This is a genomic window from Selenomonas oralis (assembly GCF_051603425.1).
GTDB classification, from domain to species: domain Bacteria; phylum Bacillota; class Negativicutes; order Selenomonadales; family Selenomonadaceae; genus Selenomonas; species Selenomonas sputigena_A.
On sequence record NZ_CP194411.1, the window covers coordinates 271808 to 297981 of the forward strand.

The window sequence follows — 26174 nt, forward strand, 5'->3', positions numbered from 1 at the left end:
ACCCCCCGTCAATTTTTCTTCACATTTTCAAGCCTTCCCGTATCTGCTCATAGACCCCGACATCATCCAGCCTGTATTTTTTCAGCAGCTCCACGGCCGGACCCGATTCGCCGAATACGTCGCGAACGCCGATGCGCAGGATGCGTTTTGGCGCTTTTTCGGACAAGAGTTCTGCCACCGCACCGCCGAGTCCTCCCAAGATGGAATGTTCCTCAGCTGTCACAACGAGCTTCGCATCCTTTGCCTTCGCCAAGACAAGCTCCTCATCCAGCGGCTTAATGGTATGGATGTTGACGACACTTGCCTCAACATGCTGCTCTGCCGCAAGTTTTTCAGCCGCAGCAAGCGCCGGGGCGACCATAAGGCCTGTAGCAAAAACAGTGATATCGCCGCCTTCACGGAGCGTCTTGCCTTTGCCCCATTCGAAGCGATAGGAGGCGGGATCATTGACCGCAGGCACGGCAAGACGGCCAAAACGCATGTAGACAGGACCTTCGTGGGCGTAGGCGGCCTCTACCATTGCTCTCGCTTCCACATCGTCTGCCGGGCACATGACCGTCATGCCCGGAATCAAGCGCATGAGTGCAAGATCTTCCAAGCATTGGTGAGAAGCGCCGTCCTCGCCGACGGAAATGCCCGCATGGGTCGCCGCAATCTTGACGTTCAGATGCGGATAGCCGATCGTGTTTCTGACCTGCTCATAAGCGCGCCCCGCCGCAAACATCGCAAACGTGCTTGCAAAAGGGATCCTGCCCGTCAGAGAAAGCCCCGCCGCTATACCCATCATATTAGCCTCAGCAATGCCGCAGTCGATATGCCGCTGAGGAAACTCCTTGCGAAAAAGACTCGTCTTTGTCGCTTCTGCAAGATCCGCATCGAGAACAATGAGATCATCATGCTTCCTGCCGAGCTCCACAAGAGCATGGCCGTAGCTTTCACGCGTCGCGACTTTTTTCAGTTCCGGCATAGTGCCCTGCCCTCCTCTTCCAGCTCTTCCATGGCCACACGATACTGCTCATCGTTCGGCGCACTTCCATGCCACGCCGCCTTGTTTTCCATAAAGGAAACACCCTTTCCCTTGACGCTTTGCAGGATGATGGCCGTCGGCATCCCTTCCGTCCTGCGCGCCTCGTCGAAGGCCTTGCCCAAGGCTTCGAAATCATGCGCTGGAGCCTTAATAACATGGAAGTTAAACGCTTTGAATTTATCGCCGATCGGATACGGCGAGCAAACATCTTCAACGAAGCCGTCAATCTGAAGCCCGTTGTTGTCCACGATGGCCACAAGATTTTCAAGATTGCGCGCCCCGGCAAACATCGCTGCTTCCCAGATCTGCCCTTCTTGAATCTCGCCGTCGCCCAAAAGCGCATAAGTGCGATAGCTGCGCCCGGAAAGCTTGGCCGACAGCGCCATGCCGACAGCCACAGAGAAGCCTTGCCCTAGCGAACCGGAGCTCATGTCGACGCCGGGAATGTGCTTTCTGTCCGGATGCCCCTGCAAATAAGAACCCGTATGGCGAAACGTCTTGAGATCTTCCACCGGGAAGAACCCGCGTTCCGCGAGAACGCCGTAATAGCCGGGAGACACATGGCCTTTGGAAAGAACAAAGCGGTCGCGCTCCTCCATATCCGGATTTTTCGGATCGATTTTCATTTCCGCAAAATACAGATAGGTAAGAACGTCCGCCGCCGACAGAGACCCGCCTGGATGACCAGACTTCGCGGCATGGACGGCTTCGATGATGTTTTTGCGCACGCGGTTTGCCGCCTGCTTCAGTTCCTGGATTTCCACTTCCATCCCGTCCTTTTCATGCGCCGAAAACGGCTTCATAGTCTTTGCGGAATTTTTCAATCCCCTGTTCCGTTAGCGGATGCAGCGTCATCTGCTCAATGACCTTGTAGGGAACCGTCGCAATATCCGCCCCCGCCAAAGCGCAGTCAATGACATGGACCGGGTGGCGCACGCTGGCCGAGATGATTTCCGTCTCGATTCCATGCGTATGAAAGATCTCCGATATGGTGCGCACGAGATCGATTCCCGGCACGGATATATCATCAAGACGTCCCAGGAAGGGAGATACATACGAGGCGCCGGCCCGCGCAGCCAAAAGCGCCTGCGCCGCATTGAAAATCAAGGTCACGTTCGTCCGGATTCCTTCCGCCGAGAGCACCTTCACAGCTTTCAGACCTTCGACGGTCATAGGGATCTTCACAACCATGTTCTTATGGATGGCAGCAATCTCCCTTCCTTCAGCAATCATGCCCGCAGCATCCGTCGTCGTCGCCTTGACCTCGCCGCTGATCGGGCCGTCGACGATCGAAGCAATCTCTGCGATGACCTCCTTGAAATCCCTCCCTTCCTTGGCGATCAGCGACGGATTCGTCGTCACACCCGCAATGACCCCCATATCATTCGCCTTGCGAATATCCTCGACTTTCGCCGTGTCAATAAAAAATTTCATCAACATCCCCCCTGTTGTTTATGATTAGATAGAACTTTTATATATCGTATTATATCATTTGATATTCTTTAAAGCAATATATCTTTTGAAAAATCTTACAATTCATCATATTGTCCTAAATCAGCAGAAAAAGTTTGCTTAATTCCTATGGAATTACCATCCTGTATGAAAAATCTCCCAAAAAATCATCAATAAACAATATCAGAATCTCTGTTTCGTAAAAGAACATCAATAAACCATATAATAGGACAGGATGGCAGCTTCCCCCTTCTCGATATAAACCACACCCTGCCGTTTCTTTACATAACAGAGGGCAATTGATTTGTGCCCTTGAGGCTTGGCCTTTTAAGCTTCCAGAAAATCGTTTCTACGTTAAATAGGACAAAGACATTTTTAATGATATTGACAGGACTTTTTATCTATGGTACTATAGGTTCAGATGAACGGATATGAAAAACGGTTCCCTTTTTAAAATTCCCGGAACTTGAACTGCTTTTTGGAGGAAATGTCACATGATTTGCACCATTGTGCCGGAGGCGGCGCTGGAAGCGGGACAGATGCTTTATTTTCAGGAAGAGAATCGCCCGCATCTATGGGAAGGGCGGCTTCTTGAAATCACGGAGGATAAACTCCTCGTCAGCATCTGTCCCGCTTCCGATTCCTCGTCCCACGACATTTCTCCTCGGACGCGCCTGCGCTGCTCCGCCCCTCTGGAGAACTGCACCTACCGCTTCTCTGCTGCCTTTTGCGGCAATGCGCCGCTTGACGGACGCATCTGGTACGTCGAGAAGCCCACGACGATTGTTTGCCAACAGCGTCGTTCTTGGCGGGTTCCTGTAACTCTGCCCATAAACCTGCAGCCGAAAGAACAGGAAGCTTTCCCGGTGCTGCCGCAAAAGGCGACGCTCGTCGATATCGGCGGGCACGGCCTCTGCTTTGTCTCGCCTATTCCATTCCCTGAGGGCATGCGCCTTTCCATCGAGATTCCCGCCCTGCCCTGGGAGAGCAAGCAGGCTGTCGTCCGGCGCTCCGCTGCACTCAACAGCCTTGCAGGTCCCATCCACCATATCGGGGCGCTTCTGGAGCAGCCCCTTTCCCGACAGGAACAGGAGGAGCTCTTGCATCATGTCCACTCGCTCCAAAAAGAATATCCCATATAAGACCGCGGGCTTTTACCTCTTCTGCACAAAAAAATCCCCCGGAAGCAGTCCATGACTGTACCCGGGGGATTTTTATTACAGTTTTACGACGCACGGTGAAAAGGCGCTTCCCGCAAGACGAACACCGCACCCACCACTTTTTCAGGCAAAAAATGCCTGCAGCAGCTTTTCGAGCGCGGCCTGGTCGCCAATGCCCATGGTCTCGCATGCCGAATGCATGGCGAGCACAGGGAGGCCGATGTCCATCGTGCGCACAGGAACGAACGATGAGGCAATCGCGCCCAGCGTCGAGCCGCCGCGGCTGTCCGAGCGGTTCACGAACATCTGGCACGGGATCGCCGCCGCCTCGGCCAAGGCACGGATGACAGCCACTGCCTCCGCATCGCCCGCATAAGCCTGCGAAGCAGCCTGCTTCAATACGATGCCGCCGCCAAGCACAGGATGCGCACTCGGATCGCTCTTGTCACGATGCGAAGGATGAAGCCCATGCGCCACATCAACGGAAAGCAGAAAACCTTTCGCCAGATCCTGCGAAAGCACCTCTTCCGTCAAACCGCAGGCGCAATATATACGCCGCAGCACCTCGTGCAGGACAGTCGAGCCCGCCCCCTGCTTCGTGCGGCTGCCGACCTCCTCGTTGTCAAAAAACGCGGCGAGGCGGACCCCCTCCGAAGCCCTTGCCTTCTCCATTCCCTTGAGGCAGGCAAGCACGGAAGTTAGATTGTCAAGACGCGGCGCGGAAACAAATTCTCCGGAAAGACCCAGCGCACAGCCTTCTTCCACAGGGTATGCGCCAAGCTCATAGGAAAGGACGTCCTGTGTCTCTGCGCCGCAGGCTTTCGCCAGCCACGTGAGGAAGAAGCCCTGCTCCTCTTCCGTATGCCGCATCTCTTCTTCCTTCGTTTCGCACCTCTCTTTTCCTTCCGCTCCATCGAGCAAGGCTGCCAGAGGCAGCATGTCCTTCTGTGCATTGAGTGCACCTGCCTCATTGACTTCGCGGTCCATATGGATGGCGAGGCTCGGTATCACCAACAGCGGTTTACGAAAGTCCACAAGTCGTACTTCCGGCTGAAACGGGCTCGCACCGCGCAGAACGACCTTGCCTGCCAGCCCCAACGGACGATCAAGCCATGTCCGGAGGATGAGCCCGCCATACGGCTCGACATTCAGACTGCCATAACCATCCTGCACCATCGCCGCCAGCGGCTTCACACGAAAGCACGGAAAGTCCGTATGAGCCGCCGCCATGCGCAGCGCGCCCGGCAGAGCGCCCACAGAAAAAGCGATCAATGACGAACCGTAGACGTCGACGAAATAACGTCCGCCGCACGCCAGCTTCTTCTCCCAGCTCTCCTCTCGCCTGAGCTCCTGGAATCCCGCCCGCCGCAGCCTCGCTGCGATCTCCGTCACAACATGGAAAGGCGATGTGCACCTGCCGATAAAAGCCAGCAGCTCATCTGCCGGATCGTTTGCTTTTCTCATCGAATGGCTTCCTCCGTTCTCCTGTATTTCACAAATTTTTCACAAATACAAAGACGCGCCTTCCCCACGGGCGAGCGCGTCTTTGTATTTGCCGGGCAAAAGCCCTCCTAGAAACTTCCGCCGCGCTCATCAGGGTTCGCGTTCGCCCGAGAGCGTGATCTTTCCCGGGCGCAGCGGCGCCCATATCTCACCCATGCGGTTAAAGCGGGCGGGAGCATCGAGCTCCAGATGCGTATATTCCTTGCCTTCCTCGTAATTCGAGGCAAAGGCTTCCTTCATTCCCCTGAAGCGATGGCGTTCCTCATTATATATGAGGGCAGGATTCGGTACAACATGGTAATCGTCGGAACCTTCCTGCTGTATACCCCAAAAATCACCGCCCTCCATCGTCTGGAAGGTCGGAGGAGTGTTCGGGTTTTCCTTGCGTACCTCCGGATTGGTGCAGGAAAAGGTTTCCACCTGGTACTCCTGCAGGAGATTGCTCGTACGCATCTCGCGCAAACTTTTATCCTCAATGGCATTGACTTTGCCATACTCGTCTACAAAACGGTCGAGCAGCGGCACCTCCGGAGCCGGCGCCGGCTCCGGCTCCGGCTCAGGTTCCGGCTCCGGTTCGGGTTCCGGCTCAGGCTCAGGCAGCGGCTCGGGCATGACAGGCTCGGGCCGCTTTTTTTTCGATGCATCGCTGTTTTCCAGCTTCCAACGCAGATCCCCGAGTTCATTTTTCAGTTTCATGTAACCAACGAGCCCGACAACGATCAAAGCAACAAGCATAAAGATCAGGAAGGCTTCTATCATAATCGTCAGATGATAGAAGTTCTCGACCGTTTCGAGAAGATTCCCCACATTGCCGCGAATCTGTTCAAGTTCCTGCGGATCGACGCGTGCGGCAAGGACGCATTCCCCTGCTGCCGCAAAAGCAGCCGCTGTCAGAGCGGCGATACGCACGCCTGCACGGCTCCCCAGCCTCTTTGCCATTTCCAGCACCCTCTCATCCCGGCAGGCCAGTGCCCTGCCGCACCACTGATCTCATCCGAAGTATTTTGCCTCAAACTCCTCGACAGGCATGGGCTTCGCAAAGAAATATCCCTGAAACATGTCACTGCCGAGCTCCCTGAGACAGTCGACCTGCTCCTGCGTTTCCACGCCTTCCGTAATGACGCGCATGCCAAGGCTTTTGGACATGGCGATGACGGAATCGAGAATGACTGCGCTGCGCCGGGGATTTCCCGTCTGGCGCAAAAAGCCCATATCGATCTTCAATATATCGGCCTCTATATCCTTGAGCATGGAAAGCGAGGAATAACCGCTGCCGAAGTCGTCAATCTCAACCTCGAAACCCGCGTCCTGCAGCTGACCGATCAAAGAGCGGTATCGTTCGATATCGCTCATAAGCGCTGTCTCCGTGATTTCGAGCTTGAGCTTTCGCGGCTCAATCCCATGCCTTTTGACAATATCGAGCATTGTCTGGTAGATATCAATATGGAGCAAATCGCGCACGGAAATATTAACGGAGAGATGCAGCCTCTCCTTTTCCGTGCCCTGCCAACGCCCCAGAAGCGCTGCCGCCTCTTCCCAGACGTAATGGTCCAGGAGATGCACAAGTCCTGCATTTTCCAAGATGCCGATGAACTGTCCCGGCGTGAGAAGGCCTTTTTCCGGATGCTTCCAACGCACAAGCGCCTCAGCCCCCAGAAGCGCACCCTCCACCGATACCTGCGGCTGCAAATAGACGGCGAACTCTTTTTTCGCCAATCCCGCATCAAAACCGCCCAAAATCTCTTTTTCACGCAGGGTACGTTCCATCAGGGCATCGTCATAGTAGGCAATCCTGCAGCTGTTCTCATTCCGCAGCAGAGTGAGCGCGAGATGCGCCCGATCGCACATGACAGAAACAGGCATCCCGGGCTCTTGGATCTCGTAAATGCCGAGATGGATATTGAGCTTGTAGGCTTTGCTGTCGATACATTTTGCAATCAGCTCCAGGCGTGTGAGAAGATTTTTCTCGCTGAAGCGCCCCTTTTCGACATAGGCGGCGAAATGATCCCCGTGCAGCCGTCCGCAGACGCCGGAATCCATGGCGATTTCCACAAAAAAGTCCGCCAGTCCCTTGAGGATCTCATTGCCCTTTTCCTGTCCAAAAAGCTCGTTGACAAGCTTGAAATCCTTGATATTGGAGCAGACGATGCAGCGCTCTCCCTTGAGACCGTAATCCAGCTCCTCGCGCACAGCCTCATAGAAGCCCTCGTCATTGTAGAGCCCCGTGAGCTTATCAAGTGCCCAGCGCGTATCCTGCTGCCCCGGTTCCTCCTGATTTTTATCGTAGACGGAATAATAGTAGCCCTTGTAGCGGCTGTCCACATCGAAGAGCTTTTCACCCGTCACGACATAAGTAAACTTCTCCCCCGCGATAAAAAAATCCTGCTCCCATGAAGCGCTATTTTTCTCAGGATCTTCCGCGCTCTCGTCCTTGACCCACGCATTGAAAAAACGCTGCAGCAAAAGCAGTTCCCCAGGCGGCACCTGGAAAAGGCGGTACGCCTCGAGATTGGCATAGATGCATTCATCTTCCACATTGAAACAAATTGCCCCGGCGTTCGCCCGCTTGATGCTGCGCGAGAGAAGCTGCAGCAGGTCGCGGTCGCGCATCTCACGCAGCGCTTCGTTCCTTGGGTACTTCGTCACAAGCTCCATCGCGCAGGAGACGACATCTCCTCCGGCAAGCACGACCTCGACAGGCGCCGAAAGCACATGGAAAACCTGATCGCCCATGATCTCGTCCTTTTCCAATTTCGACTGCGTCTTGCTCGCACAGAAGCTCGTGCAGTGGCGGCAGCGGCGTGAACGCCCCCATGTGCTGAAACAATGCCCTTCAAGCTGGATGCTCCCATCGTCCTCGAAGTAGATCTCAGCGCATGCCGCCACATCCACGAAACGCACGATGTCGTAGATCGGCGCAAGGTTTTCCTTTAGACGGCGCACCTCTTCCACAGTGAATCTCGCCATGCGTCTTCCCCCTTGTACCGCGGTATAGATAGTACGACCATCACCCCGGGTCTTTTCTCTTAAATCTCATTATTTTCTCCGTCTATTTTACCATGTATACGGGCGGTGCACAATATCCATAAAGTGGATCATTCGACCTCGCAGCATCTATTCTCATCATTATATCATGACCGGCTCATTCTCGCTCAGCGAGGCGGAAATCCTTCTTTTTATTATTCTTCATTCTGATATCCTCTCCATGAAATAAGACCTCTGCCGTAAAAGCGGGCAAAGCCGTCATCTAAATGCTTTTCCGGCATTACAACACATGACGTACAGCAAAGGACGGCGGCGCGCAGAGGCGACGGCAGGCAGCCGCTTCGGGCAGGCATTCCATGCAGGAAGACAGGGATTTTCCTCCGACGAGCATCCCGGGCGCAATCTCCAGAAGGGGCAGAAGCACGAAAGCGCGTTTCTCAAGATAGGGATGCGGCAGGCAGAGATCGGGCAGCTGCAGCACAAGGTTTCCGTCCCCCGTGCCGTCGTCCGCACAGAGTAAATCGATATCGATCGTGCGCGGCCCCCAATGCGTGCGTCGAACACGCCCCAGGGCGCGCTCGACGGCCTGTGCCCGACGCAGCAGAACGAGCGGCAGAAGACGCGTCCTGAATACGGCGACGGCATTGATGAAATCGTCCTGTTCCGTATCGCCCCAAGGCGGCGTACCATAAAAAGAGGATACACGAACAAGCCGGGTATCCTCCAGATGCGCGAGCAGGCGCAGGGCCCGCCGCAAGGAAGCGCGCCGGTCGCCCATGTTTGCGCCAAGACCGATATAGATGAGATAGGGAGCGGACGCAAGTCCGGGACGCATTTCCTCTCCCGTCTTCAGTATACGAGAGCACGTCCTGCGGCTCATGTGCGGCTCCTCTCGATACGCACGCAAACATCTTGAAAATCGCCGCCTATAGGCGCCATGGGCTTGTGCACGGCGACTTCGATGCGCTGCAGGGGATACTCAGCGAGAATGCGGGAAGCGATTTCCTCCGCCACCCTTTCTATGAGGTTTCGCGGCGTCCCCTCGACAATGCTGCGGATCGAGTCAAAAACAGCTGCATAGTTCACCGTATGGCTCAGATCATCCGTCTTCCCGGCTTTCTGCATATCGAGATAAAGCACGGCATCGACGAGAAATTTCTGTCCTTCTCCCCGCTCCTCCGGCAGGCAGCCATGAAAGCCGAAAAAGGCCATCCCCAAAAGTTCAATCCTGTCCTGCATACTTCCTTCCCTCCAATATGGCATCCGCCATGCGGCACATGCGCACGACCGGTTTCACATCATGCACGCGCAGAACGGAGCATCCTGCCGCCATGCCGAGCACGCAGGCCGCCCCTGTCGCCTCCAGACGCTCCTCGACAGGAAGCCCCAGCGCATATCCGATAAAGCTCTTGCGGCTCGCGCCAAGAAGCAGAGGATAACGCTCGCCGTCAAGCTCCGCAAGCTCTGCGAGGCGATGCAGTACGATGAGATTCGCCGCCGGTTCCTTGCCGAAGCCAATGCCGGGATCGAGCAGCAGCAACTCTCTGGAAAGCCCTGCCGCATCGGCAATAGAAATACTTTCGCGGAAAAAATCCTTCATTGTGGCGATGATATCCTTCGCGTAATGCGTGTCCTTCCGGTTGTGCATGACGACGACCGGCGCACCCTTTTCCGCCGCAATGCGCGCCATCGCCCCGCGCGTCTCTTGCGCATACTGCAGCCCCCATATATCGTTGAGGATATCCGCACCGAGACGAAGCGCCTCCCGCGCCGTCTCGGCCTTGAAGGTGTCGATGGACAGCGGCACGGGAATCTCGGGCGCAATGCGCTCAAGAAACGGCGCCAGACGCGAAAGCTCTTCTTCCGCGCCTACGGGAACAAAACCGGGGCGCGAGGACTCCGCGCCGATGTCGATGATGTCGGCGCCGTCCTCCACCATCTGCAAGGCGTGAGCGAGCGCCTTGTCCAATGTATTCCATTTGCCGCCGTCCGAAAAGGAATCGGGCGTCACATTCAGTATGCCCATGACAAGCGATTTTGCACCAATCGTCAGCTCCTTGCCCGAGGGCAGGCGATAGATGCGCCTAGGACGCGCCGAGGGCAGGGCAAATCCGCCTTCCTGCCGCAAAGCCGTGTCCGTGCACGCCCCGTCCGTCGCTCTTCTTTCCATATCATCACCCCCTCCGCAGCAGCTCCCATGCTTCGCGCCTAAGCCCAGCGTCGTCGGCAATGCAGCCGTCTGCCTCAGAAGTCAGCGTCCGCGTCCCCGGCGCGGCCTCGCTGCGCATCATCATGCAAAGCTGCTGCGCCTCAACAACGACGAGCACCCCCTCGGCGCCCAAACCCCGGGAAACGGCCTCCGCGATTTCGCGCGTGAGGCGCTCCTGCAGCTGCGGCCGCCGCGCCAGGATATCGACGACGCGCACGAATTTGCTGAAGCCTGCAATCTTCCCGTCTCCCGGCAGATAGGCAATATGCACCTCGCCGAAAAACGGCACGAGATGATGCTCACAAAGCGAATAAAACGGAATATGCTGCACAGCTGTAAGCCCCCGCGTTTCTGTCTCAAAAAGTTCTCCCCAGGCCGCATCCGCCGTCTTCCCACAGCCGCCGAAAAGCCACTCGAACATTTCCGTCACCCGTTCCGGCGTACGCTCCATGCCCTCTGCCGCAAGATCAAGTCCCATAGCTGCAAGAAATTGACGCATCGCCGCGCTTGCCTTTTCGTTCACCGAATCCCCTGCCTTCCTGCAAACGATATGAAAATAAGGGCGCGAAATCCGCGCCCTCGTAAAATCCTTTCAAAATGGTGCGCTCGGCGGGAGTCGAACCCACGCTTTCAGCTCCGGAGGCTAACGTCCTATCCACTGGACTACGAGCGCATTAAGGACAATATATCATCTTTTCATGGGAAATGTCAATTCTTATTTGCATCTCGCCGTCGCCGGGGAAGATTGCTGGGTTAAGGCCACGCTAATAATAGATTTCTGTAAGACGTGAGGGCCGCGCCGATGTGTGAAAATGGGGGCTGAATTTATCCGTTTCCTTGCCACCTCTCATTTGAGAACTTCATACGGATAGACCGCCAGCGCCCCGTCCCTGTATTCACCGATGAACACATCCTTGAGGTTATAGCCCATTTCCCTGAGAGCTGCATCGAGCCAGATGCGGTTCTTGTCAATAAGGTCGAGAGCGTCGTCGTCAATCTGCCCGTCGAGAACAATCGGGTAACGCGCATTCTGCTCACCGTACTGGATGACCGTGATCTGTCCGTTCGGCTCAAGCACGGCGCGTTTCACGTCCTTGATGAAATAGACGCCCGCCATGCGCAGCTTCAAGTGGATGTCATGCGCCAGAAGCCCATGCCTCATACACTCCTCCACATCGAGCTTACCGCGTTCGATGAGCACAGAGGGATTGCCGTCGATGAATGATTTGACGGAACCGTTCGTCGCCTTCAAGTATTTCAGGATCAGGACAAGCATCGTCCAGGCGATGAGCACGAGTATGAATTCCAGCACAGAAATGGCGTCATTGTAAATGACGCCGCCGATGATGCCGCCGAGGACATAGTTCTGCACTTGGTCGGTCGCGGAACTCGGCGCAAGATTTCCCTTCCCGAGAAGATTGATCTGCAGAACAAGGCACAAAAGTCCAAGCGCCAGCTTCAAGAGCACTGCAGAATATATCAGCATATGGATTGCCCCCTTACATATCCTTGTCGACAATTTTTACATCGCGTGTCATCAGATGTGTTTTCTCATATTTGAAAGAGGTATAGTCCGCATTGAAAGTCACCTCGTAGTAATCGCCCCCGGTCTCAACGAGCATTCCCTGTTTCAAATGCGTGGAATTCGTGCGGATCTCCTCGGGAGAAAGCTGCATCTCCTCGGCCAAATTATTCAAAAAAGAGGCCATGCGCGAGGTCTGCTCTGTATCATCCCTTGTTTTGCTGTAGTTGTTCCACTGATTGCCGCCAAGAAATGCGACGGCGAGAAACAAAATGACGATGAGATCGCGGTAGCGCGTGACGAGGCGGTTCCTGAAATACTTGAGAATCATGAAGAGCAGCGCTGCAAGTGCCAGGAACGAGAGAATATACTCCACAAGATTGTTGAGCTGACTGTGAGCAACGATATACGCATACGTATAAAACTGCAAAAAAGCACCTCCTCTAGAGGAAACAGGCATTGCCGGCAATCTTGCGGGAACCCCCGCCGGCAAAAATCAGCGCACGAAGTACGGTTTCAGCGCTAAGGTCAGAAAAAAAACGACGGCGGAAACAACGACGATGGTCGCCCCTGCCGCCATATTGCAGTAATAGGCGGCGACGAGGCCCGTGACGCCGGAAAAGAGTGCGATGGCGACGGAGAGCAGATGGTAGCCCTTGACATCCTGCGCGATATTGCGGGCAGCGGCAGCGGGCAGCACGAGAAGTGAATTGATGATGAGGAGCCCGACCCACTGGATGCTGACGGCGACGACGACGGCAAGCACGGAAGCGAAAAGCGCCTCAACGAAGAAGGCCGGTATCCCTCGGCTTCTCGCAAAGGACGGGTTGATGGAGAGCACGAGAAGCGAATTGAATACCACGGCCCAAACGAGAACGACAGCAAGAAACACGAAAAAGAGCGCCTGGATTTCTTCCGGCGAGATCGAAAGCAAATCCCCGATCAAATACGAGGAAAATTTATTGAACCCTCCGCCATAGCTCATAAGCATGAGGCCGAGGGCGATGCCCGTCGAGGAGAAAACGCCGATGATCGTATCCGTCGAGGCGCTGCTCCGGCTTTTGATATAGGTGATGAGAAACGCAAAAACGACGGAGAAAATGACGAGAGAGAAGCGCGGCGAAAACCAGCCGAGCAGCACGCCGAGGGCAAGTCCCGTAAAGGCTCCGTGGCCCAAAGAGTCCGAGAAAAAAGCCATGCGGTTGGAAACAACCATCGTACTCAAAAGCCCGAAGAGCGGCGTCACGAGGAGGACGGCGAGAAAGGCGTTCTGCATGAAGCCGTGCTGCAGCCAGGCAGCCGGCAATGAGCCGAGAAGCGTATAGATCATTTCCATCCGCCTTCCTCCCCTCTCCCGCTTTCAGGCAAGGCATCGGCCCCTGCGGTTCCCGCCTCATCCAGCGCCCCCGTCTCCAAGGAGCCGTCCGCAATTTCCGCACCGGCGAGCATACCGAAAATCTTCTTTGTACGAGCATCGGAAAAAACCTCGGACGGCGTGCCGCTTGTCACGACTTCATGGTCGAGAAGCACGACTTGATCGGCGTACTTGGCGACGAGGTTCAAATCATGCGAAATCAGAATGATGGCCATGTCCTCCTGCGCGCGCAGTTCAGCCACAATATTATAAAAAAGCTCGAGACCGTTTTGGTCGACGCCCGAAACAGGTTCGTCGAGAAGCAGCAAATCCGGCACGGGATCAAGCGCCAGCGCCAGAAGCACGCGCTGCAGCTCCCCGCCCGAAAGCGCGCCGAGGCGACGGTCGACGAGATGCTCGGCGCGAACGCGAGCCAAGCTCTTCATGACGCGCGGACGCAGCTTTCCGGCTGAGCAGAGCCAGACAGGACGCCGGGAAAGACAAGCCATGAAGATATCCATGACACTCGTCGGCGAGCTCACGTCAAAGTGCAGGTACTGCGGCACATAACCGATGACAGGATGACCTGTGCGCTTTCCCTCAGCATCGGTGTAATGCAGCGTACCGCCGTGCGGTATCTCGCCAAGGATGGCCCGCAGAAGCGTCGACTTCCCGGCACCGTTGGGCCCGATCAGCGCCGTGAGCTGACCGCAGTGCACATGCAGATTCACATGGGAAAAAATCTCCACACGTCCGAAAGAAACCGAAAAATCCTCGATTTTCGTGCAGCAGAGATGGCCACAGTCATCGGCTGAACGGGCACGATGATGCAGAATGGTTTTGAACAAAGGAATTCCCCTTTCCGAAAGGTCAGCGCGTCAGAGCGCGAAAGGCACGGCTCGAGAGAACGAAGCAAAAGAGCGCATAAAAGGCGAGTACGGCAGCGGATCCCCAGGCCACCTCCGTACCGGCGCCCAAACCGCGCAAGAGATAACTCGCATGCGTGAGCGGCAAAAGCTCGATGAGAAGCCGCACCGCATCGGGCAGAGCCTGCGTGGAGAAAAACGTGCCGCAAAGAAACGACATCGGCAGCAGGACATAGGTGTTGACCTGTCCCATCTCCTCATACGTCTCGATCTTCATCGCCGCAAAAAAGCCGATTTCAGCAAAGATCACGCAGTTCAGGACGAGTACGAGCAGAAAGAACGGTGTGATTTCAATATGCGCTCCGAAAAAAAATGCCAGCACCAAGATGATGGCGGACGATATAAGGCCGCGCAGCACGGCCGCGAGCACCTTGCCGATGACGAAGGCCTCGGGCTGAAGCGGCGCCACAAGATATTCCTCCAGGCTCTTGTGGTAAATCCTTTCGGCATGCACCGGTATCACGCTGTTGAAGCTGATATTCATCGAGTTCAGCGCCAAGATGCCCGGTACGAGAAAATCGAGATATGTACCCGAGGATACCGTGATGCTTCGCCCAAGCCCCCAGCCGAAAGCAACGAGATAGAGGAGAGGCGCAACCATGCGGCTCAGAATGAACTTCGCAAGGCGACGCTTCAGAACAATCCAGTCGCGCCAGAAAACCGTCCATATATCATAAAGCACTACAGCCCCTCCTTTCGCCCCGTGATTTCGATAAACGCATCCTCCAGGCTGGAGCGGCGGATGCCTGCCGCAGCTTCGAGCCCCGCCGCAAAGGCGGCAGCCTCCTCGCGCAGCGGAAAATAGCGATACTCGCGTCCCTCCGCGCCGTCCCACTCAACGACGAAGCGCCCGAGCCTTTCCGTCAGGGTGTGAGGCGCATCCAACGCACAGAGACGGCCGCGGTTCATGATGGCAACACGCGCGCAGAGGCTCTCCGCCTCCTCGATGTAATGCGTCGTCAGAAGCACCGTCACGCCGTCATGCGCCATACGGCGGATGACCTCCCAAATGCGCCGCCGCACCTGCGGATCGAGCGCAACCGTCGGTTCATCGAGGAAGAGAATCCGAGGCCGATGTATGAGGGCGCGCGCAATCAGCAGCCGTCGCTTCATGCCGCCCGAAAGGCGGCGCACGGGATCGCGCCCCACGTCTTCCAATTCGACAAAATGCAGAAGCTCGGCAATGCGCTCACGGCGCTCCCTCGCCCCTATATGGTGCAGACGGGCATGAAGCTCGAGGTTCTCGCCCGCCGTCAAATCCTGATCGAAATTCACCTGCTGCGGCACGACTCCGATCAACTTCTTGATTCGCGCCTCATGGCCCGCAAGCGGTTCCCCTCCGTAGAAAATCCGGCCTTCCGTCGGCTGTGTGAGCATGGTCAGCATGCGGATCGTCGTCGTTTTTCCCGCACCGTTCGGACCCAGAAGCCCAAAGATCTCTCCCGGCTCGACAGCAAAAGAAATTCCATCAACGGCCCGCTTCGCGGTTTTTTTCCCCGCCGTGTCCGTATGAGGGAATTCCTTTACAAGATTTTCTACGCGAATCAAGATTCTGCCCCCCAGATTTCTCCCATTTTCCTCTTTATTTTTAGTAGATTACTACAGAGAACGCCGCCCGTCAACCATACGGAGGAAAAATATCCAAGCGCGCAAAAAGGAGCTGCTGCAGCAGCTCCTTTTATGCTATCATCCTTTAAAAAATTTTTTCAGCGTATCCGTAAACGTCTGCTGCTCGGGATTGACACTTTCGCCGCAGAGATCGCCGAACGCCTTCAGGGCTTCCTTCTGCTTCGCCGTAAGGCGCTGCGGAGTCAAAACCTTGATGCGCACATGCTGGTCGCCGCGTCCCGAGCCGCGAAGATGCGGGATGCCCTTGCCGCGCATTCTGAGCACCGTGCCGGACTGGATGCCTGCCGGAACCTTGAGATCGGCTTTGCCGTCGATGGTCGGTACGGCCACGGTATCGCCGAGCGCCGCCTGCACAAAGGAAATCGGCACCTCGCTGATGACATCGGCGCCGCTTCTCCGGAAAAGCTTATGCTCCCGCACATAGATGTAGACGTAAAGATCGCCGCTCGCGCCGCCGCGCCGGCCGGCCTCGCCTGCGCCGGGAATTCGCACGCGCTGTCCCTGATCTATGCCGGCCGGAATCTTGACCTTGACCTTGCTGTTCGTGCGTCTGTGCCCCGAACCGCCGCACTTTTTACAAGGATTCTTCACGACCTGTCCCGTACCGCCGCAGCGGCTGCAGGGGCGTGAAGTCATGAAATTCCCCAGCGGCGTGCGCTGTGCCTGCTGCACCTGCCCCGTGCCATGGCACTCGGGGCAGGTCTCCGGCTTCGTTCCCTCCGCCGCGCCCGTGCCGTGACAGGCATCGCAGTTCTCCGTACGCGGGATGCTAAGCTCGACTTCCTTTCCGAAAGCCGCCTCCTCGAACGTAAGCTCAAGGTCATAGCGCAGATCGTCGCCGGTCTCCGGGCCGGCCGGACGCCGCCCGCCACCGCGCCCGCCGCCGAAGAACATGTCAAAGATGTCGCCCATGTCCCCGCCGCCGAAACCGCTGAAACCACCGCCGCCGAAACCACCGAAGCCGCCGAAACCACCGCCGCCTGCGCCTGCGCCGCCGCCTTCAAAAGCCGCGTGTCCGAACTGGTCGTACGTCGCTTTCTTCTGCGGGTCGGAGAGCACCTGATACGCCTCATTGACTTCCTTGAACTTTTCGGCGGCTTCCTGCGGCTTGTCGCGGTTCAAATCCGGATGGTACTTGCGCGCCATTTTTTTAAAGGCTTTCTTTATATCCGCCTCCGAAGCGCCTTTCTGGAGGCCGAGCACCTCATAGTAATCGCGTTTCTCACTCACAACAAACACCTCATAGCGCCCATGGCGCCCATAACATCTATAGCAACAAAGGTGTGGAGCATGAACCCCACGCTCCACACCCTCCGTCGTTCATACGCTTATTTCTCGTCCTTGACTTCCGTGTACTCAGCATCGACGACATTCTCATCATCGGCCTTCGCACCGGAAGAAGAGTCAGCGCCCGGCTGCGGACCCGCACCGGCTGCGGCTTCCGGGCCGCCCGCCTGCTGGTATGCCGCCGCGCTCATCTCGTAGAGCGGCTTTTCAAGCTCCTCGGTCGCCTTCTTGATGGCGTCGTTGTCCGTGCCCTTCAAAGCCTCCTTGACCTTGTCGGCAGCGGCCTGCACTTCGTCCGCCTTCGCCTTGTCGACCTTGTCGCCAAGATCCTTGATCGCCTTCTCCGCCTGATAGACGGTCGAATCGGCGCGGTTTCTGATCTCTACGGCTTCCTTCTGCTTCTTGTCCTCAGCCTCATGCGCCTGGGCTTCCTTGACCATGCGGTCGATGTCGTCCTTGCTCATGCCGCTGTCGGACTGAATCGTGATCTTCTGCTCCTTGCCCGTACCGAGATCCTTCGCGGAAACATGCACGATGCCGTTCGCGTCGATGTCAAAGGCGACCTCGATGCGCGGAACGCCGCGCGGCGCAGGAGGAATATCGGAAAGCTCGAAACGGCCGAGCGTCTTGTTGCCCGCAGCCATCTCACGCTCGCCCTGCAGGACGTGGATGTCGACAGACGGCTGGTTGTCCGCTGCCGTCGAGAAGACCTGGCTCTTCCTGACAGGAATCGTCGTGTTGCGCTCGATGAGCTTCGTCGAAACGCCGCCCAAGGTCTCGATGCCCAGGGAGAGCGGCGTGACGTCGAGGAGCAGCATGTCCTTGACCTCGCCGACGATGATGCCTGCCTGGATCGCCGCACCGATGGAAACGCACTCATCCGGATTCACGCTGCGGTCCGGCTCCTTGCCGAAATAGCCCTTGATGGCTTCCTGCACGGCAGGAATGCGCGAGGATCCGCCGACAAGCAGCACCTTGTCGATGTCCGAAGGCGAAAGACCCGCATCCGACATAGCCTGACGCGTCGGTCCCATCGTGCGCTCGACGAGGTCATGCGTGAGCTCGTCGAACTTGGCGCGCGTGAGCTTCAGATCGAGATGCTTCGGCCCCGTAGCATCCGCCGTGATGAACGGCAGGTTGATCGGCGTTTCCATCATGCTCGAAAGCTCGATCTTTGCCTTTTCCGCCGCTTCGAGGAGGCGCTGTGCGCTCATCTTGTCGGCAGAGAGATCGATGCCGTTTTCCTTCTTGAACTCCGCGACCATCCAGTTCATGACGGCGTGGTCAAAATCATCGCCGCCGAGGTGCGTGTCGCCGCTCGTCGCCTTGACCTCGACCATGCCCTCACTGAGCTCGAGAATCGAAACGTCGAACGTACCGCCGCCGAGGTCAAAGACGAGAACCGTATGCTCACCGCCCTTGTCGACGCCGTATGCCAAAGATGCCGCCGTCGGCTCGTTGACGATGCGCAGCACATCGAGGCCCGCGATCTTTCCCGCGTCCTTCGTCGCCTGACGTTGGCTGTCGTTGAAGTACGCCGGCACCGTGATGACCGCCTGTGTCACCGTCTCGCCGAGGTAGGCTTCCGCATCCGCCTTGAGCTTCTGCAGCACCATCGCCGAAATCTCCGGCGGCGTATAATCCTTGCCGTCGATCGAAACCTTGTAGTCTTTCTCGCCCATGTGGCGCTTAATCGACGCGATCGTGCGGTCGGGATTCGAAACGGCCTGGCGTTTTGCCAGCTGGCCGACGAGGCGCTCGCCCGTCTTCGTGAAACCGACGACGGACGGCGTCAAGCGGCTGCCTTCCGGATTCGTAATGACGACCGGCTTGCCGCCCTCCATAACGGAAACGACGGAATTAGTTGTTCCCAGATCAATACCGATTGCTTTTGCCATGATGAAACTCCTCCTATTGTTTGCGGAAAGCACCAAAAATCCAATGCTTCCCTGAAAATCTATGCTAAGGATAAATCCTCTGTTGTCTTAATTCGAAACGACCTGCACCATGCTCGGGCGCACGACACGCCCCTTGACCATATAGCCCCTTTGCAATTCCTGCTCAATCATGTCGTCCTCCTTTTCAGGATCCTGAACGCGCATGACGGCCTGATGAAAGTTCGGATCGAATTTCCTCCCTTCCGTCTCGATGGGCTCAAGCCCATTTTTTGCCAGCAGCTCCTGCATCTGCTTATAGATCATGGAAACGCCTGTGCGGAAGCTGTCCAAATCGGGAACTTCTGCGGAAAGAGCTCGCTCGAAATTGTCCAGAAGCGGCAGAAGATCCGTGATAATGCCTTGTATGACGACATCGCCAAGCTCCTCACGCTCCTTTTGGGAGCGGCGCCGGAAATTATCGAAATCCGCGCGCAGGCGGAGCATCTGGGCATCCTTCTCCTGCAGCTCATTTTCGAGCTGCTGAACCCGTCCGCTGAGTTCCCCGCCTTCAGCCTCTTCGGCCGCCTCGGCATCCTCGGGATTCCCTTCGGCCGTTTCTGCCTCTCCAGGCTCGAAAGCCGGTTCATCATCGCTTTCTCCGCCAGCTTCCGCCGCTTCCGCCTCGTCAATCTCCCGCTTCATTTCCTCGAGCTTTTCCTCGTCCTTCTTCTTCATCTCATCCTTCATGAATGATGGCATTTCCTTCACCTCTTATTCCATGCCCGTCCGCTGCCGGCGGAAAAGCACGTCCTGTATTGCGCCGCTACCAGCGGAAAGGCTCGACGACCCTGGCTATATGGCAGTTCAGATACTCCAAAAGCGCCATAGCCTTGCCGTACTCCATGCGCGTGGGGCCGAGAACGGCAATCGTGCCGAGACGCTCGCCGTCCAGATGATACGTCGCCGTAATGACGCTGCAGTCCTGTATGCCGCTGTACTCATTCTCACGTCCAATCGTGACGGCAAGTCCCTCCCGCGCCTGTTTTTGCAGGATTCCTTTCACAAGCTCTTCCTCTTCCAGTAGGGAGAGGAGCGAGCGCACACGCCCCACGTCGTGGAATTCCGGCTGCTCCAGCATCTCCGTCGTACCGCCGAGGTAGAGCCGCTGCTCCTTTTTCTCCTCATCCAGCGCCTCATGAATCAGTTCCAGCGCTGCCTGATAAAGCGATTCGTCCATCACTTCCGCGCGGATGCGCTTCAAGACCGCAGAACCGATCGAAGCCAGGCGTTCGCCCGTCAAACATCGGTTGATGATCTCCGCCATACGCTGGAAATCATGAAAGTCAGAACCGGACGGCATCTTTAAGACACGGTTTTCCACAAAGCCTGCATCCGTCATGAGAACGGCAATGACCCGCTCGGCATCAAGGGGCAGAAACTGCAGTGTGCGAAAGGACACCTGCGCAAGCTGCGGCGCAAGCACAAGCGCGAGATTCCTCGTGACGCGTGAAATAACTTTCGCCGTCTCCTGAAACACACTCTCGATGCGCCTCACCCTTGCCTTGTACCAGCGATCGATCAGCACCTTTTCTCTCTCGCCGATCGGCGCAGGAGAAAGAAGATTGTCCACATAAAGACGATAGCCCTTCGAGGAAGGGATGCGCCCGGAGGACGTGTGCAAATGCTCCAGATAGCCCATCTCTTCAAGATCCGCCATCTCGTTGCGGATTGTCGCCGGACTGACGCCGAGGTCGTGCCGCCGTGCAACCGCACGCGAGCCGACCGGCTCTGCCGACGAGATATAGTCATCGATGACCGCCTGCAGGATGCGCCGCTTCCTTTCATCAAGCATTTTCACACCCCCCAACAAGATTCATAGCCATGCTGTTAGCACTCAATCCGCTTGAGTGCTAACCCATGACTAAAATATACACGACAAAGGTCAAAAAGTCAACATGTTTTTTTGACCTTTGCAAAAAAGTTTTGCTCTATGAAAAAGAAAAGAGAGGAGGCTCTGCGCCTCCCCTTCTTATACCGCAATATCAATATTGTTTCCCAGCGTGGGGTCAAGGCTTCCGCCCAATTCTTCAAGAAGCTCGCCGACAGCCTCCTCGGTCGTATCCATCGCCATCTTCATGACCGAAATGCCGAGCTGCTGCGTGTAGCGCGCCTGGCTCATATCAACCGACATCGCCGCAATGCTCATATCCATACCCATGCCCCCTTCCTTTGTTTCTTTTATCGTGATCTTCGGCGAAACGCTTAAGTTTCACCCCGATCTTCCACACCTTGCAGTGCGCACATATCATCCGTGATTTCTTCATGCGAGTACGATGCCGCACTTCTCCACGCCCCAGTTCCCCAGATCTTCCAAAGCTTCATAAAGATCCGCCACATGGGAAGCCACTAAAATTTCATACGTTTCCTTTTTCTGCCGCAATTCTTCGCCTGCGATCAACGGAACGCCCTCCCATTGTTCGCCCTTGCCGTCTATGTCTTTCACAGCGATAAAAGCTGCATTGCCCCCATTCTGCTGCACGGCAAAACGAGCATACTGCTCGTCATAGGCGTAAATGATCAACGGCTTCCGGCTCTCAAGAAAAGCAATCCTGCGAAGTTCCGGCAGATATTCATAAAAGATCTCTTTTTGCTCTTCCTGCCATTCATGTGCGACAAAACCATGGCAGAAAAAAAGCACTGTCAAAGCACGATCTTCTATGATTCGCGGCACAATCTCCCGCAAATGCTTGCAACGCGCTTTGAAAGACTGTTTGGCGACCTCGTTTTTGCGTGTTGTCGTCAGACTCCCCGCATGTTCGCGGTAATGATAGAGAACCTCCTTGATATGCCCTATGCGTCCATAACGCAGCATGATGCGCATCCAGTATTCGTAATCCTCGATAAGAAACATCTCCGGATCATAGCCGCCAATCTCTTCCGGAACCTCTCTGCGATAGAGAAAGCACGCTCCGATACGATTGTCGTAAAACGACATCACGGGATCCGCATCAAATCGATCGCTTTCATCATGCGTCACATTGCCTGCTTCATCCATCATATCCAGAGAAGCGTTCACCATCATCGTTTCGGGAAAACGGTCGAGATAGTCCGCCATACGCATAAAAGCTTCCGGTAGATACACATTATCATCCGACGTCCATGTCAAATATTTTCCCCGCGCCTCGGCAAAGCCAATATTGAGAGATCGCGGCAGCCTCTGGTTTTCTCTGTTGCGGATGATGTGGATGCGCGGGTCGCGTGCAGCATATTCTGCAAGAATCGCCGGCGTCGTATCCGTAGAGCAGTCGTCCACGACGATGAGCTCAAAGTCTTCCATGGTCTGTGCCAACACACTGTCAAGAGATTCGCGAAGATATCGTTCGCCGTTATAGACAGGAAGGACGACAGAAATCTTCGGCGCTGCCTCATTCTCAGGATGCCCTTGATCGCCTCTTGTATGATCGCCCACAGTCAGAAGCAGGTAGCCTTGTCCCATGATGCCTGCCTCCGGCTCTTCCGTGAACCATCGTTCCAATGCCGTGCGAAGATAATGCCCTTCCGGCAAAAAAGCACGCACCGCATGCATTGCGTCCAAAGTGCTTTCGCGCACATTTCCATAGCCGGCCAAAAGAAATTCATCGAGCAGCGAGTCCTGCGGCATCTCCAAGCCCCACGGCCAAGCCCCCGCTTTTTCCAGCAGATATTTTCCTGCATGATAGGCAAGAGAGTGCGCATTCGGTATCATGGAAACCATCGTACGGCAAACGGGACGCCAGAGAGCAAGCAAACGGATGCGCTCCTCTTTTTGAAAATGTTCCAAGAGCCCTGCCTGAAAGGCAAAATCAAAGCTATCATCGGGAAACGGCAGCTTCTTTGTCGCATCGACGAGCCGCACATCAAGGGAAACGCCGAGCACCTCGGCCGCACGTCGTGCCAAAGCAACGCTTGACTCCGAATAATCAATCGCCGTAGCACGCCGCCCCGCCAAAGCGAGCGCCAGGGATGTTTCGCCGCTGCCGCAGCCAATCTCCAGTACGCGATCCCCGGGCTGCGTCATTTCAAGCATCTTGCGGCTCCACGATACGAGCAAATTATTTTTCACCGTATGAACAACCTGCTCCAACATAGATTCATTGTAAAGTCCGCCCCAGCCCTCTGCATCCAACGGCGTATCGTAATTATTCTTCCCCATAAATCCCATTCCTCTCTAATAAGAACTCCTCAAAAACGCGGTTGCCGAATTTCATGCCTTGTTTTGTCAGGCGGATCGCTGAGGCTGTTTCCTCCAGCAGTCCCGCTTTTTTTAAACGCCGGATCGCCTCCCCGTAGATTTCTCCGATATCCGTCTCAAACTTTTTCCTGAAGCGATGCTTGTCGATGCCTTCAGCTGTGCGAAGCGCGAGGAAGGCGAATTCTTCAATATGGTTTTCACGCGAAGCGGGCTCTTCTTCTCTTGCGGGTGCACGCCCTTCCTCGATGCACGCGATATAACGGCGTATGTCCTCCTCGTTCTCCGTGCGCCGCCCCTGCCAATACGAGTGCGCCGCCGCGCCGAGGCCGATGTAAGGCACATCCTGCCAGTAGGCAAGATTATGGCGGCTCTCCTCCCCCGCCTTCGCGTAGTTCGAGATTTCATAGCGGCGATACCCTAGGTGCGGCAGCTGCTCTGTGATGTAATCGTACATATCGCCTGCCGCATCGTCTGTCGGCAGTGCGAGCCTGCCTTCCGCTTCCATTCGTGCAAAGGGCGTCCCCTCCTCGACGGCAAGGCCGTAGACAGAGATATGGCCGACAGCGAGAGCAGCCGCACGTTCGACGCTCGCCTTGAGATCGTCAAGCGTCTGCTGCGGCAGCCCATACATGAGGTCGAGGCTCACGCGAAAGCCTTCTCCCTGCGCCATGCGCACGGCCTCCTCGGCCTCCCCTGCCGTATGGATGCGCCCGATTGCACGCAGAAGCGGTTGGGAAAACGACTGCACACCGAAGCTCAAGCGGTTGACGCCCGCTTTTCGCAGATGCGTGAGAAGAGCTGCATCGACCGTACCGGGATTCGCCTCAACCGTGAACTCCTCCTCGCCCGTCAGACGAAAGGCAGAGCGCACGGCGGCGACAACAGCGAGGAGGTCGGAGGCGAAAAGCGCCGTCGGCGTGCCGCCGCCGATGTAAACGGTGCGCGCCGCCCCCTCCTGCAGACAGCGAGAGCCCTGCGCCGCAATCTCGCGGCACAGGGCTTCTCGGTAACGCCCCATCAGCGCCTCTTCCCCCGCATAGGAAGGAAAGTCGCAATAAAAGCACTTGCGGCGGCAAAAGGGAATGTGGATATAAACGCCAAAATGCTCCATCCTGTCGCCTCTTTGCTTTCCGCATCCTCCGCGCAGCTCCTGCAGATGCTTTGCGCTCTCCCGCAGCGAAACGGGCGTGCAGGATGCCGCGAGAATCAGTCGATCTTCAAGATTGCCATGAAAGCTTCCTGCGGCACCTCGACGCTGCCGACCGCCTTCATGCGTTTCTTGCCTTCCTTCTGCTTTTCGAGCAGCTTGCGCTTTCTCGATATATCGCCGCCGTAGCACTTGGCGAGCACGTCCTTGCGCATGGCGCGCACGTTCTCGCGAGCGATGATCTTGTTGCCGACAGCCGCCTGGATCGGGATTTCGAACATCTGCTGCGGAATGATCTCCTTGAGCTTCTGCGCCAGCTGACGGCCGCGTGTCGCGGCCCGGTCGGCATGAACGATGGTCGAGAGCGCATCGACAGGGTCGCCGTTCAGCAGGATGTCGAGCTTTACCAGACGCGACTGGCGATAGTCGGCAAGCTCGTAGTCAAGCGAGGCATAGCCGCGCGTCGCGGATTTCAGGCGATCGAAATAATCGTAGATGATTTCACTCAGCGGAATGTGATAGATGATCATGACGCGGTTCGTATCGAGATAGTCCATGCTCTCGAAAGTACCGCGCTTTTCCTGTGAGATCTCCATGACCGGCCCGACATAATCCTTGGGCACGATGACCGTCGCCTTGACAAACGGCTCCTCGATGAAATCGATTTCCGTTGCCGGCGGCAGCTTCGAGGGATTGTCAACCTTCAGCATCGAGCCGTTCGTCTTGTGAACGTGGTAGATGACGGAGGGCGCCGTCGTGATGAGCTTCATGCCGTACTCGCGCTCCAGGCGTTCCTGTATGACATCCATATGGAGAAGCCCCAAAAAACCGCAGCGATAGCCGAAGCCGAGCGCAATCGAGGTCTCCGGCTCGAAAATAAGCGCCGCATCGTTAAGCTGCAGCTTCTCGAGCGCATCCTTGAGGTTGTCATAATCGGCACTGTCCACGGGATAGAGGCCGCAGTAGACCATCGGCGTCACGCCGCGATAGCCGGGCAAAGGCTCGGGCGCAGGTTTCTTTGCACTCGTTATCGTATCGCCGACGAGCACGTCGCGCACATTCTTCAAGCTGCCCGCAACGAAACCGACCTCCCCTGCGGAGAGTTCACCTACATCAACGGGCGCCGGGCGGAAGCAGCCAACGTCCGTCACCTCGAAGGTCTTGCCCGTCGCCATCATCTTGAGCTCCATGCCCTTCTTTATATATCCGTCCATCAGCCGAATATGGGCGATGGCGCCCTTGTAGGAATCGAAATAAGAGTCAAAAATCAGTGCGCGCAGCGGCGCCTCGTCCTCACCGGAGGGGGGCGGCACGCGCTCAACGATTGCATCAAGGATCGCCTCGATGCCCTCGCCCGTCTTGGCCGACGTAAGGATCGCATCCGAGGCGTCAAGGCCGATGGCCTCCTCGATCTCTTCTTTGACGCGGTCAGGCTCGGCGCTGGGCAAATCAATCTTATTGATCACAGGAATGATCTCGAGATCATGTTCCAGAGCCATGTAGACATTGGCAAGCGTCTGCGCCTCGACGCCCTGCGCAGCATCGACGACGAGCAGCGCCCCTTCGCAGGCCGCAAGGCTTCTCGACACCTCATAGGTGAAATCGACATGTCCCGGAGTGTCGATGAGATTCAGCTCGTAAACCTCACCGTCCTTGCCCTTGTAATGCAGTCGAACCGTCTGCGCCTTGATCGTAATGCCGCGTTCGCGCTCGAGCTCCATATTGTCAAGAACCTGTGCTTCCATTTCACGTTCTGTCAACGTCCCCGTGCTTTCGATCAAGCGATCGGCCAGCGTTGATTTTCCATGATCGATATGGGCAATGATCGAGAAATTGCGAATATACTTGTTCTGCATCAAAAAATC

The 26174-nt window shown here is 56.3% G+C and carries 25 protein-coding genes and 1 tRNA gene; 1 reads left to right on the forward strand and 25 read right to left on the reverse strand.

Translation table 11 applies throughout. The annotated features are described in order from the left end of the window. Nucleotides 1-19: 19 nt before the first annotated feature. The 3 genes from ACRTGH_RS01400 to fsa are packed head-to-tail and all read right to left on the reverse strand — an operon-like array spanning nucleotide 20 to nucleotide 2461. Nucleotides 20-967, reverse strand: a complete 948-nt coding sequence (locus ACRTGH_RS01400; RefSeq protein ID WP_368847248.1) for a transketolase family protein — start codon at nucleotides 965-967, stop codon at nucleotides 20-22. Then, nucleotides 955-1797 carry a transketolase gene (locus tag ACRTGH_RS01405; RefSeq protein WP_368847328.1) on the reverse strand — a complete coding sequence of 281 codons (843 nt, stop codon included), beginning with the start codon at nucleotides 1795-1797 and terminating at the stop codon, nucleotides 955-957. Before ACRTGH_RS01405 ends, ACRTGH_RS01400 begins: the two co-directional genes overlap by 13 nt. A gap of 10 nt (nucleotides 1798-1807) precedes the next feature. Beyond that, nucleotides 1808-2461, reverse strand: coding sequence for a fructose-6-phosphate aldolase (gene fsa / locus ACRTGH_RS01410; protein WP_368847247.1), 654 nt, complete (start codon nucleotides 2459-2461; stop codon nucleotides 1808-1810). Between the two features lie 512 nt (nucleotides 2462-2973). Here fsa and ACRTGH_RS01415 point away from each other — a divergent pair. Then, the gene (locus ACRTGH_RS01415; protein WP_368847246.1) at nucleotides 2974-3621 is read left to right on the forward strand and encodes a PilZ domain-containing protein; all 648 of its coding nucleotides are present in this window, start codon (nucleotides 2974-2976) and stop codon (nucleotides 3619-3621) included. Between the two features lie 141 nt (nucleotides 3622-3762). On the opposite strand, the gene ACRTGH_RS01420 is transcribed toward ACRTGH_RS01415, so the two are convergent. The 22 genes from ACRTGH_RS01420 to lepA form a co-directional block, all read right to left on the reverse strand. Next, nucleotides 3763-5103 carry a M18 family aminopeptidase gene (locus tag ACRTGH_RS01420; RefSeq protein ID WP_368847245.1) on the reverse strand — a complete coding sequence of 447 codons (1341 nt, stop codon included), beginning with the start codon at nucleotides 5101-5103 and terminating at the stop codon, nucleotides 3763-3765. Between the two features lie 129 nt (nucleotides 5104-5232). Then, on the reverse strand, nucleotides 5233-6081 hold the full coding sequence (locus tag ACRTGH_RS01425) for a LapA family protein (RefSeq protein ID WP_368847244.1): 849 nt from the start codon (nucleotides 6079-6081) through the stop codon (nucleotides 5233-5235). Between the two features lie 51 nt (nucleotides 6082-6132). Then, nucleotides 6133-8109 carry a putative bifunctional diguanylate cyclase/phosphodiesterase gene (locus tag ACRTGH_RS01430; protein WP_368847243.1) on the reverse strand — a complete coding sequence of 659 codons (1977 nt, stop codon included), beginning with the start codon at nucleotides 8107-8109 and terminating at the stop codon, nucleotides 6133-6135. Between the two features lie 298 nt (nucleotides 8110-8407). Further along, nucleotides 8408-9007: a 2-amino-4-hydroxy-6-hydroxymethyldihydropteridine diphosphokinase gene (gene folK, locus ACRTGH_RS01435; RefSeq protein ID WP_368847242.1), complete on the reverse strand. Its 600-nt coding sequence runs from the start codon at nucleotides 9005-9007 to the stop codon at nucleotides 8408-8410. Further along, nucleotides 9004-9366, reverse strand: coding sequence for a dihydroneopterin aldolase (folB, locus tag ACRTGH_RS01440; RefSeq protein ID WP_368847241.1), 363 nt, complete (start codon nucleotides 9364-9366; stop codon nucleotides 9004-9006). The genes folK and folB overlap by 4 nt, the downstream gene beginning before the upstream one ends. After that, nucleotides 9350-10297, reverse strand: a complete 948-nt coding sequence (gene folP / locus ACRTGH_RS01445) for a dihydropteroate synthase (RefSeq protein ID WP_368847240.1) — start codon at nucleotides 10295-10297, stop codon at nucleotides 9350-9352. The genes folB and folP overlap by 17 nt, the downstream gene beginning before the upstream one ends. 4 nt (nucleotides 10298-10301) lie before the next feature. Further along, on the reverse strand, nucleotides 10302-10859 hold the full coding sequence (gene folE, locus ACRTGH_RS01450; protein WP_368847239.1) for a GTP cyclohydrolase I: 558 nt from the start codon (nucleotides 10857-10859) through the stop codon (nucleotides 10302-10304). A 75-nt stretch (nucleotides 10860-10934) separates the two neighbouring features. Then, nucleotides 10935-11009, reverse strand: a tRNA-Arg gene (locus ACRTGH_RS01455). A gap of 174 nt (nucleotides 11010-11183) precedes the next feature. Next, the gene (locus ACRTGH_RS01460) at nucleotides 11184-11822 is read right to left on the reverse strand and encodes a DUF421 domain-containing protein (protein ID WP_368847238.1); all 639 of its coding nucleotides are present in this window, start codon (nucleotides 11820-11822) and stop codon (nucleotides 11184-11186) included. A 13-nt stretch (nucleotides 11823-11835) separates the two neighbouring features. Next, complete coding sequence (locus ACRTGH_RS01465; protein ID WP_368847237.1) at nucleotides 11836-12288, reverse strand: DUF3290 domain-containing protein; 453 nt, start codon at nucleotides 12286-12288, stop codon at nucleotides 11836-11838. Nucleotides 12289-12354: 66 nt separating this feature from the next. Continuing rightward, complete coding sequence (locus ACRTGH_RS01470; RefSeq protein WP_368847236.1) at nucleotides 12355-13194, reverse strand: metal ABC transporter permease; 840 nt, start codon at nucleotides 13192-13194, stop codon at nucleotides 12355-12357. Then, nucleotides 13185-14060 (reverse strand): metal ABC transporter ATP-binding protein, encoded by an 876-nt coding sequence (locus ACRTGH_RS01475; protein ID WP_368847235.1) that lies wholly within the window; start codon nucleotides 14058-14060, stop codon nucleotides 13185-13187. The genes ACRTGH_RS01470 and ACRTGH_RS01475 overlap by 10 nt, the downstream gene beginning before the upstream one ends. A gap of 22 nt (nucleotides 14061-14082) precedes the next feature. Next, complete coding sequence (locus tag ACRTGH_RS01480) at nucleotides 14083-14820, reverse strand: ABC transporter permease (protein WP_368847234.1); 738 nt, start codon at nucleotides 14818-14820, stop codon at nucleotides 14083-14085. Beyond that, complete coding sequence (locus ACRTGH_RS01485) at nucleotides 14820-15686, reverse strand: ABC transporter ATP-binding protein (protein ID WP_368847233.1); 867 nt, start codon at nucleotides 15684-15686, stop codon at nucleotides 14820-14822. Before ACRTGH_RS01485 ends, ACRTGH_RS01480 begins: the two co-directional genes overlap by 1 nt. 138 nt (nucleotides 15687-15824) lie before the next feature. After that, a complete protein-coding gene (gene dnaJ / locus ACRTGH_RS01490; protein WP_368847232.1) occupies nucleotides 15825-16997 on the reverse strand; it encodes a molecular chaperone DnaJ in 1173 nt (390 codons plus the stop codon). Between the two features lie 98 nt (nucleotides 16998-17095). Beyond that, nucleotides 17096-18952, reverse strand: coding sequence for a molecular chaperone DnaK (dnaK, locus tag ACRTGH_RS01495; protein WP_368847231.1), 1857 nt, complete (start codon nucleotides 18950-18952; stop codon nucleotides 17096-17098). An 87-nt stretch (nucleotides 18953-19039) separates the two neighbouring features. Continuing rightward, on the reverse strand, nucleotides 19040-19690 hold the full coding sequence (gene grpE, locus ACRTGH_RS01500) for a nucleotide exchange factor GrpE (protein WP_368847230.1): 651 nt from the start codon (nucleotides 19688-19690) through the stop codon (nucleotides 19040-19042). 64 nt (nucleotides 19691-19754) lie between these two features. Beyond that, nucleotides 19755-20783 carry a heat-inducible transcriptional repressor HrcA gene (gene hrcA, locus ACRTGH_RS01505; protein ID WP_368847229.1) on the reverse strand — a complete coding sequence of 343 codons (1029 nt, stop codon included), beginning with the start codon at nucleotides 20781-20783 and terminating at the stop codon, nucleotides 19755-19757. Nucleotides 20784-20960: 177 nt separating this feature from the next. Beyond that, on the reverse strand, nucleotides 20961-21143 hold the full coding sequence (locus ACRTGH_RS01510; RefSeq protein WP_368847228.1) for a YjfB family protein: 183 nt from the start codon (nucleotides 21141-21143) through the stop codon (nucleotides 20961-20963). A gap of 108 nt (nucleotides 21144-21251) precedes the next feature. After that, nucleotides 21252-23123: a glycosyltransferase gene (locus tag ACRTGH_RS01515; RefSeq protein ID WP_368847227.1), complete on the reverse strand. Its 1872-nt coding sequence runs from the start codon at nucleotides 23121-23123 to the stop codon at nucleotides 21252-21254. Further along, a complete protein-coding gene (gene hemW / locus ACRTGH_RS01520) occupies nucleotides 23110-24273 on the reverse strand; it encodes a radical SAM family heme chaperone HemW (protein WP_368847226.1) in 1164 nt (387 codons plus the stop codon). Before hemW ends, ACRTGH_RS01515 begins: the two co-directional genes overlap by 14 nt. Before the next feature lie 95 nt (nucleotides 24274-24368). Continuing rightward, complete coding sequence (lepA, locus tag ACRTGH_RS01525) at nucleotides 24369-26165, reverse strand: translation elongation factor 4 (RefSeq protein ID WP_368847225.1); 1797 nt, start codon at nucleotides 26163-26165, stop codon at nucleotides 24369-24371. Between the last annotated feature and the right edge of the window lie 9 nt (nucleotides 26166-26174).

What these genes read in the sequence shown, in the direction of transcription:
- ACRTGH_RS01470 (WP_368847236.1), bottom strand. Translation starts at nt 13,194, where the DNA reads ATGGAAATGATCTATACGCTTCTCGGCTCATTGCCGGCTGCCTGGCTG.
- ACRTGH_RS01510 (WP_368847228.1), bottom strand. Translation starts at nt 21,143, where the DNA reads ATGGATATGAGCATTGCGGCGATGTCGGTTGATATGAGCCAGGCGCGC.
- ACRTGH_RS01515 (WP_368847227.1), bottom strand. Translation starts at nt 23,123, where the DNA reads ATGGGGAAGAATAATTACGATACGCCGTTGGATGCAGAGGGCTGGGGC.
- ACRTGH_RS01425 (WP_368847244.1), bottom strand. Translation starts at nt 6,081, where the DNA reads ATGGCAAAGAGGCTGGGGAGCCGTGCAGGCGTGCGTATCGCCGCTCTG.
- fsa (WP_368847247.1), bottom strand. Translation starts at nt 2,461, where the DNA reads ATGAAATTTTTTATTGACACGGCGAAAGTCGAGGATATTCGCAAGGCG.
- ACRTGH_RS01400 (WP_368847248.1), bottom strand. Translation starts at nt 967, where the DNA reads ATGCCGGAACTGAAAAAAGTCGCGACGCGTGAAAGCTACGGCCATGCT.
- ACRTGH_RS01420 (WP_368847245.1), bottom strand. Translation starts at nt 5,103, where the DNA reads ATGAGAAAAGCAAACGATCCGGCAGATGAGCTGCTGGCTTTTATCGGC.
- ACRTGH_RS01415 (WP_368847246.1), top strand. Translation starts at nt 2,974, where the DNA reads ATGATTTGCACCATTGTGCCGGAGGCGGCGCTGGAAGCGGGACAGATG.
- ACRTGH_RS01460 (WP_368847238.1), bottom strand. Translation starts at nt 11,822, where the DNA reads ATGCTGATATATTCTGCAGTGCTCTTGAAGCTGGCGCTTGGACTTTTG.
- folK (WP_368847242.1), bottom strand. Translation starts at nt 9,007, where the DNA reads ATGAGCCGCAGGACGTGCTCTCGTATACTGAAGACGGGAGAGGAAATG.
- lepA (WP_368847225.1), bottom strand. Translation starts at nt 26,165, where the DNA reads ATGCAGAACAAGTATATTCGCAATTTCTCGATCATTGCCCATATCGAT.
- hrcA (WP_368847229.1), bottom strand. Translation starts at nt 20,783, where the DNA reads ATGCTTGATGAAAGGAAGCGGCGCATCCTGCAGGCGGTCATCGATGAC.
- ACRTGH_RS01430 (WP_368847243.1), bottom strand. Translation starts at nt 8,109, where the DNA reads ATGGCGAGATTCACTGTGGAAGAGGTGCGCCGTCTAAAGGAAAACCTT.
- hemW (WP_368847226.1), bottom strand. Translation starts at nt 24,273, where the DNA reads ATGGAGCATTTTGGCGTTTATATCCACATTCCCTTTTGCCGCCGCAAG.
- folP (WP_368847240.1), bottom strand. Translation starts at nt 10,297, where the DNA reads ATGGAAAGAAGAGCGACGGACGGGGCGTGCACGGACACGGCTTTGCGG.
- dnaK (WP_368847231.1), bottom strand. Translation starts at nt 18,952, where the DNA reads ATGGCAAAAGCAATCGGTATTGATCTGGGAACAACTAATTCCGTCGTT.
- ACRTGH_RS01405 (WP_368847328.1), bottom strand. Translation starts at nt 1,797, where the DNA reads ATGGAAGTGGAAATCCAGGAACTGAAGCAGGCGGCAAACCGCGTGCGC.
- folB (WP_368847241.1), bottom strand. Translation starts at nt 9,366, where the DNA reads ATGCAGGACAGGATTGAACTTTTGGGGATGGCCTTTTTCGGCTTTCAT.
- grpE (WP_368847230.1), bottom strand. Translation starts at nt 19,690, where the DNA reads ATGCCATCATTCATGAAGGATGAGATGAAGAAGAAGGACGAGGAAAAG.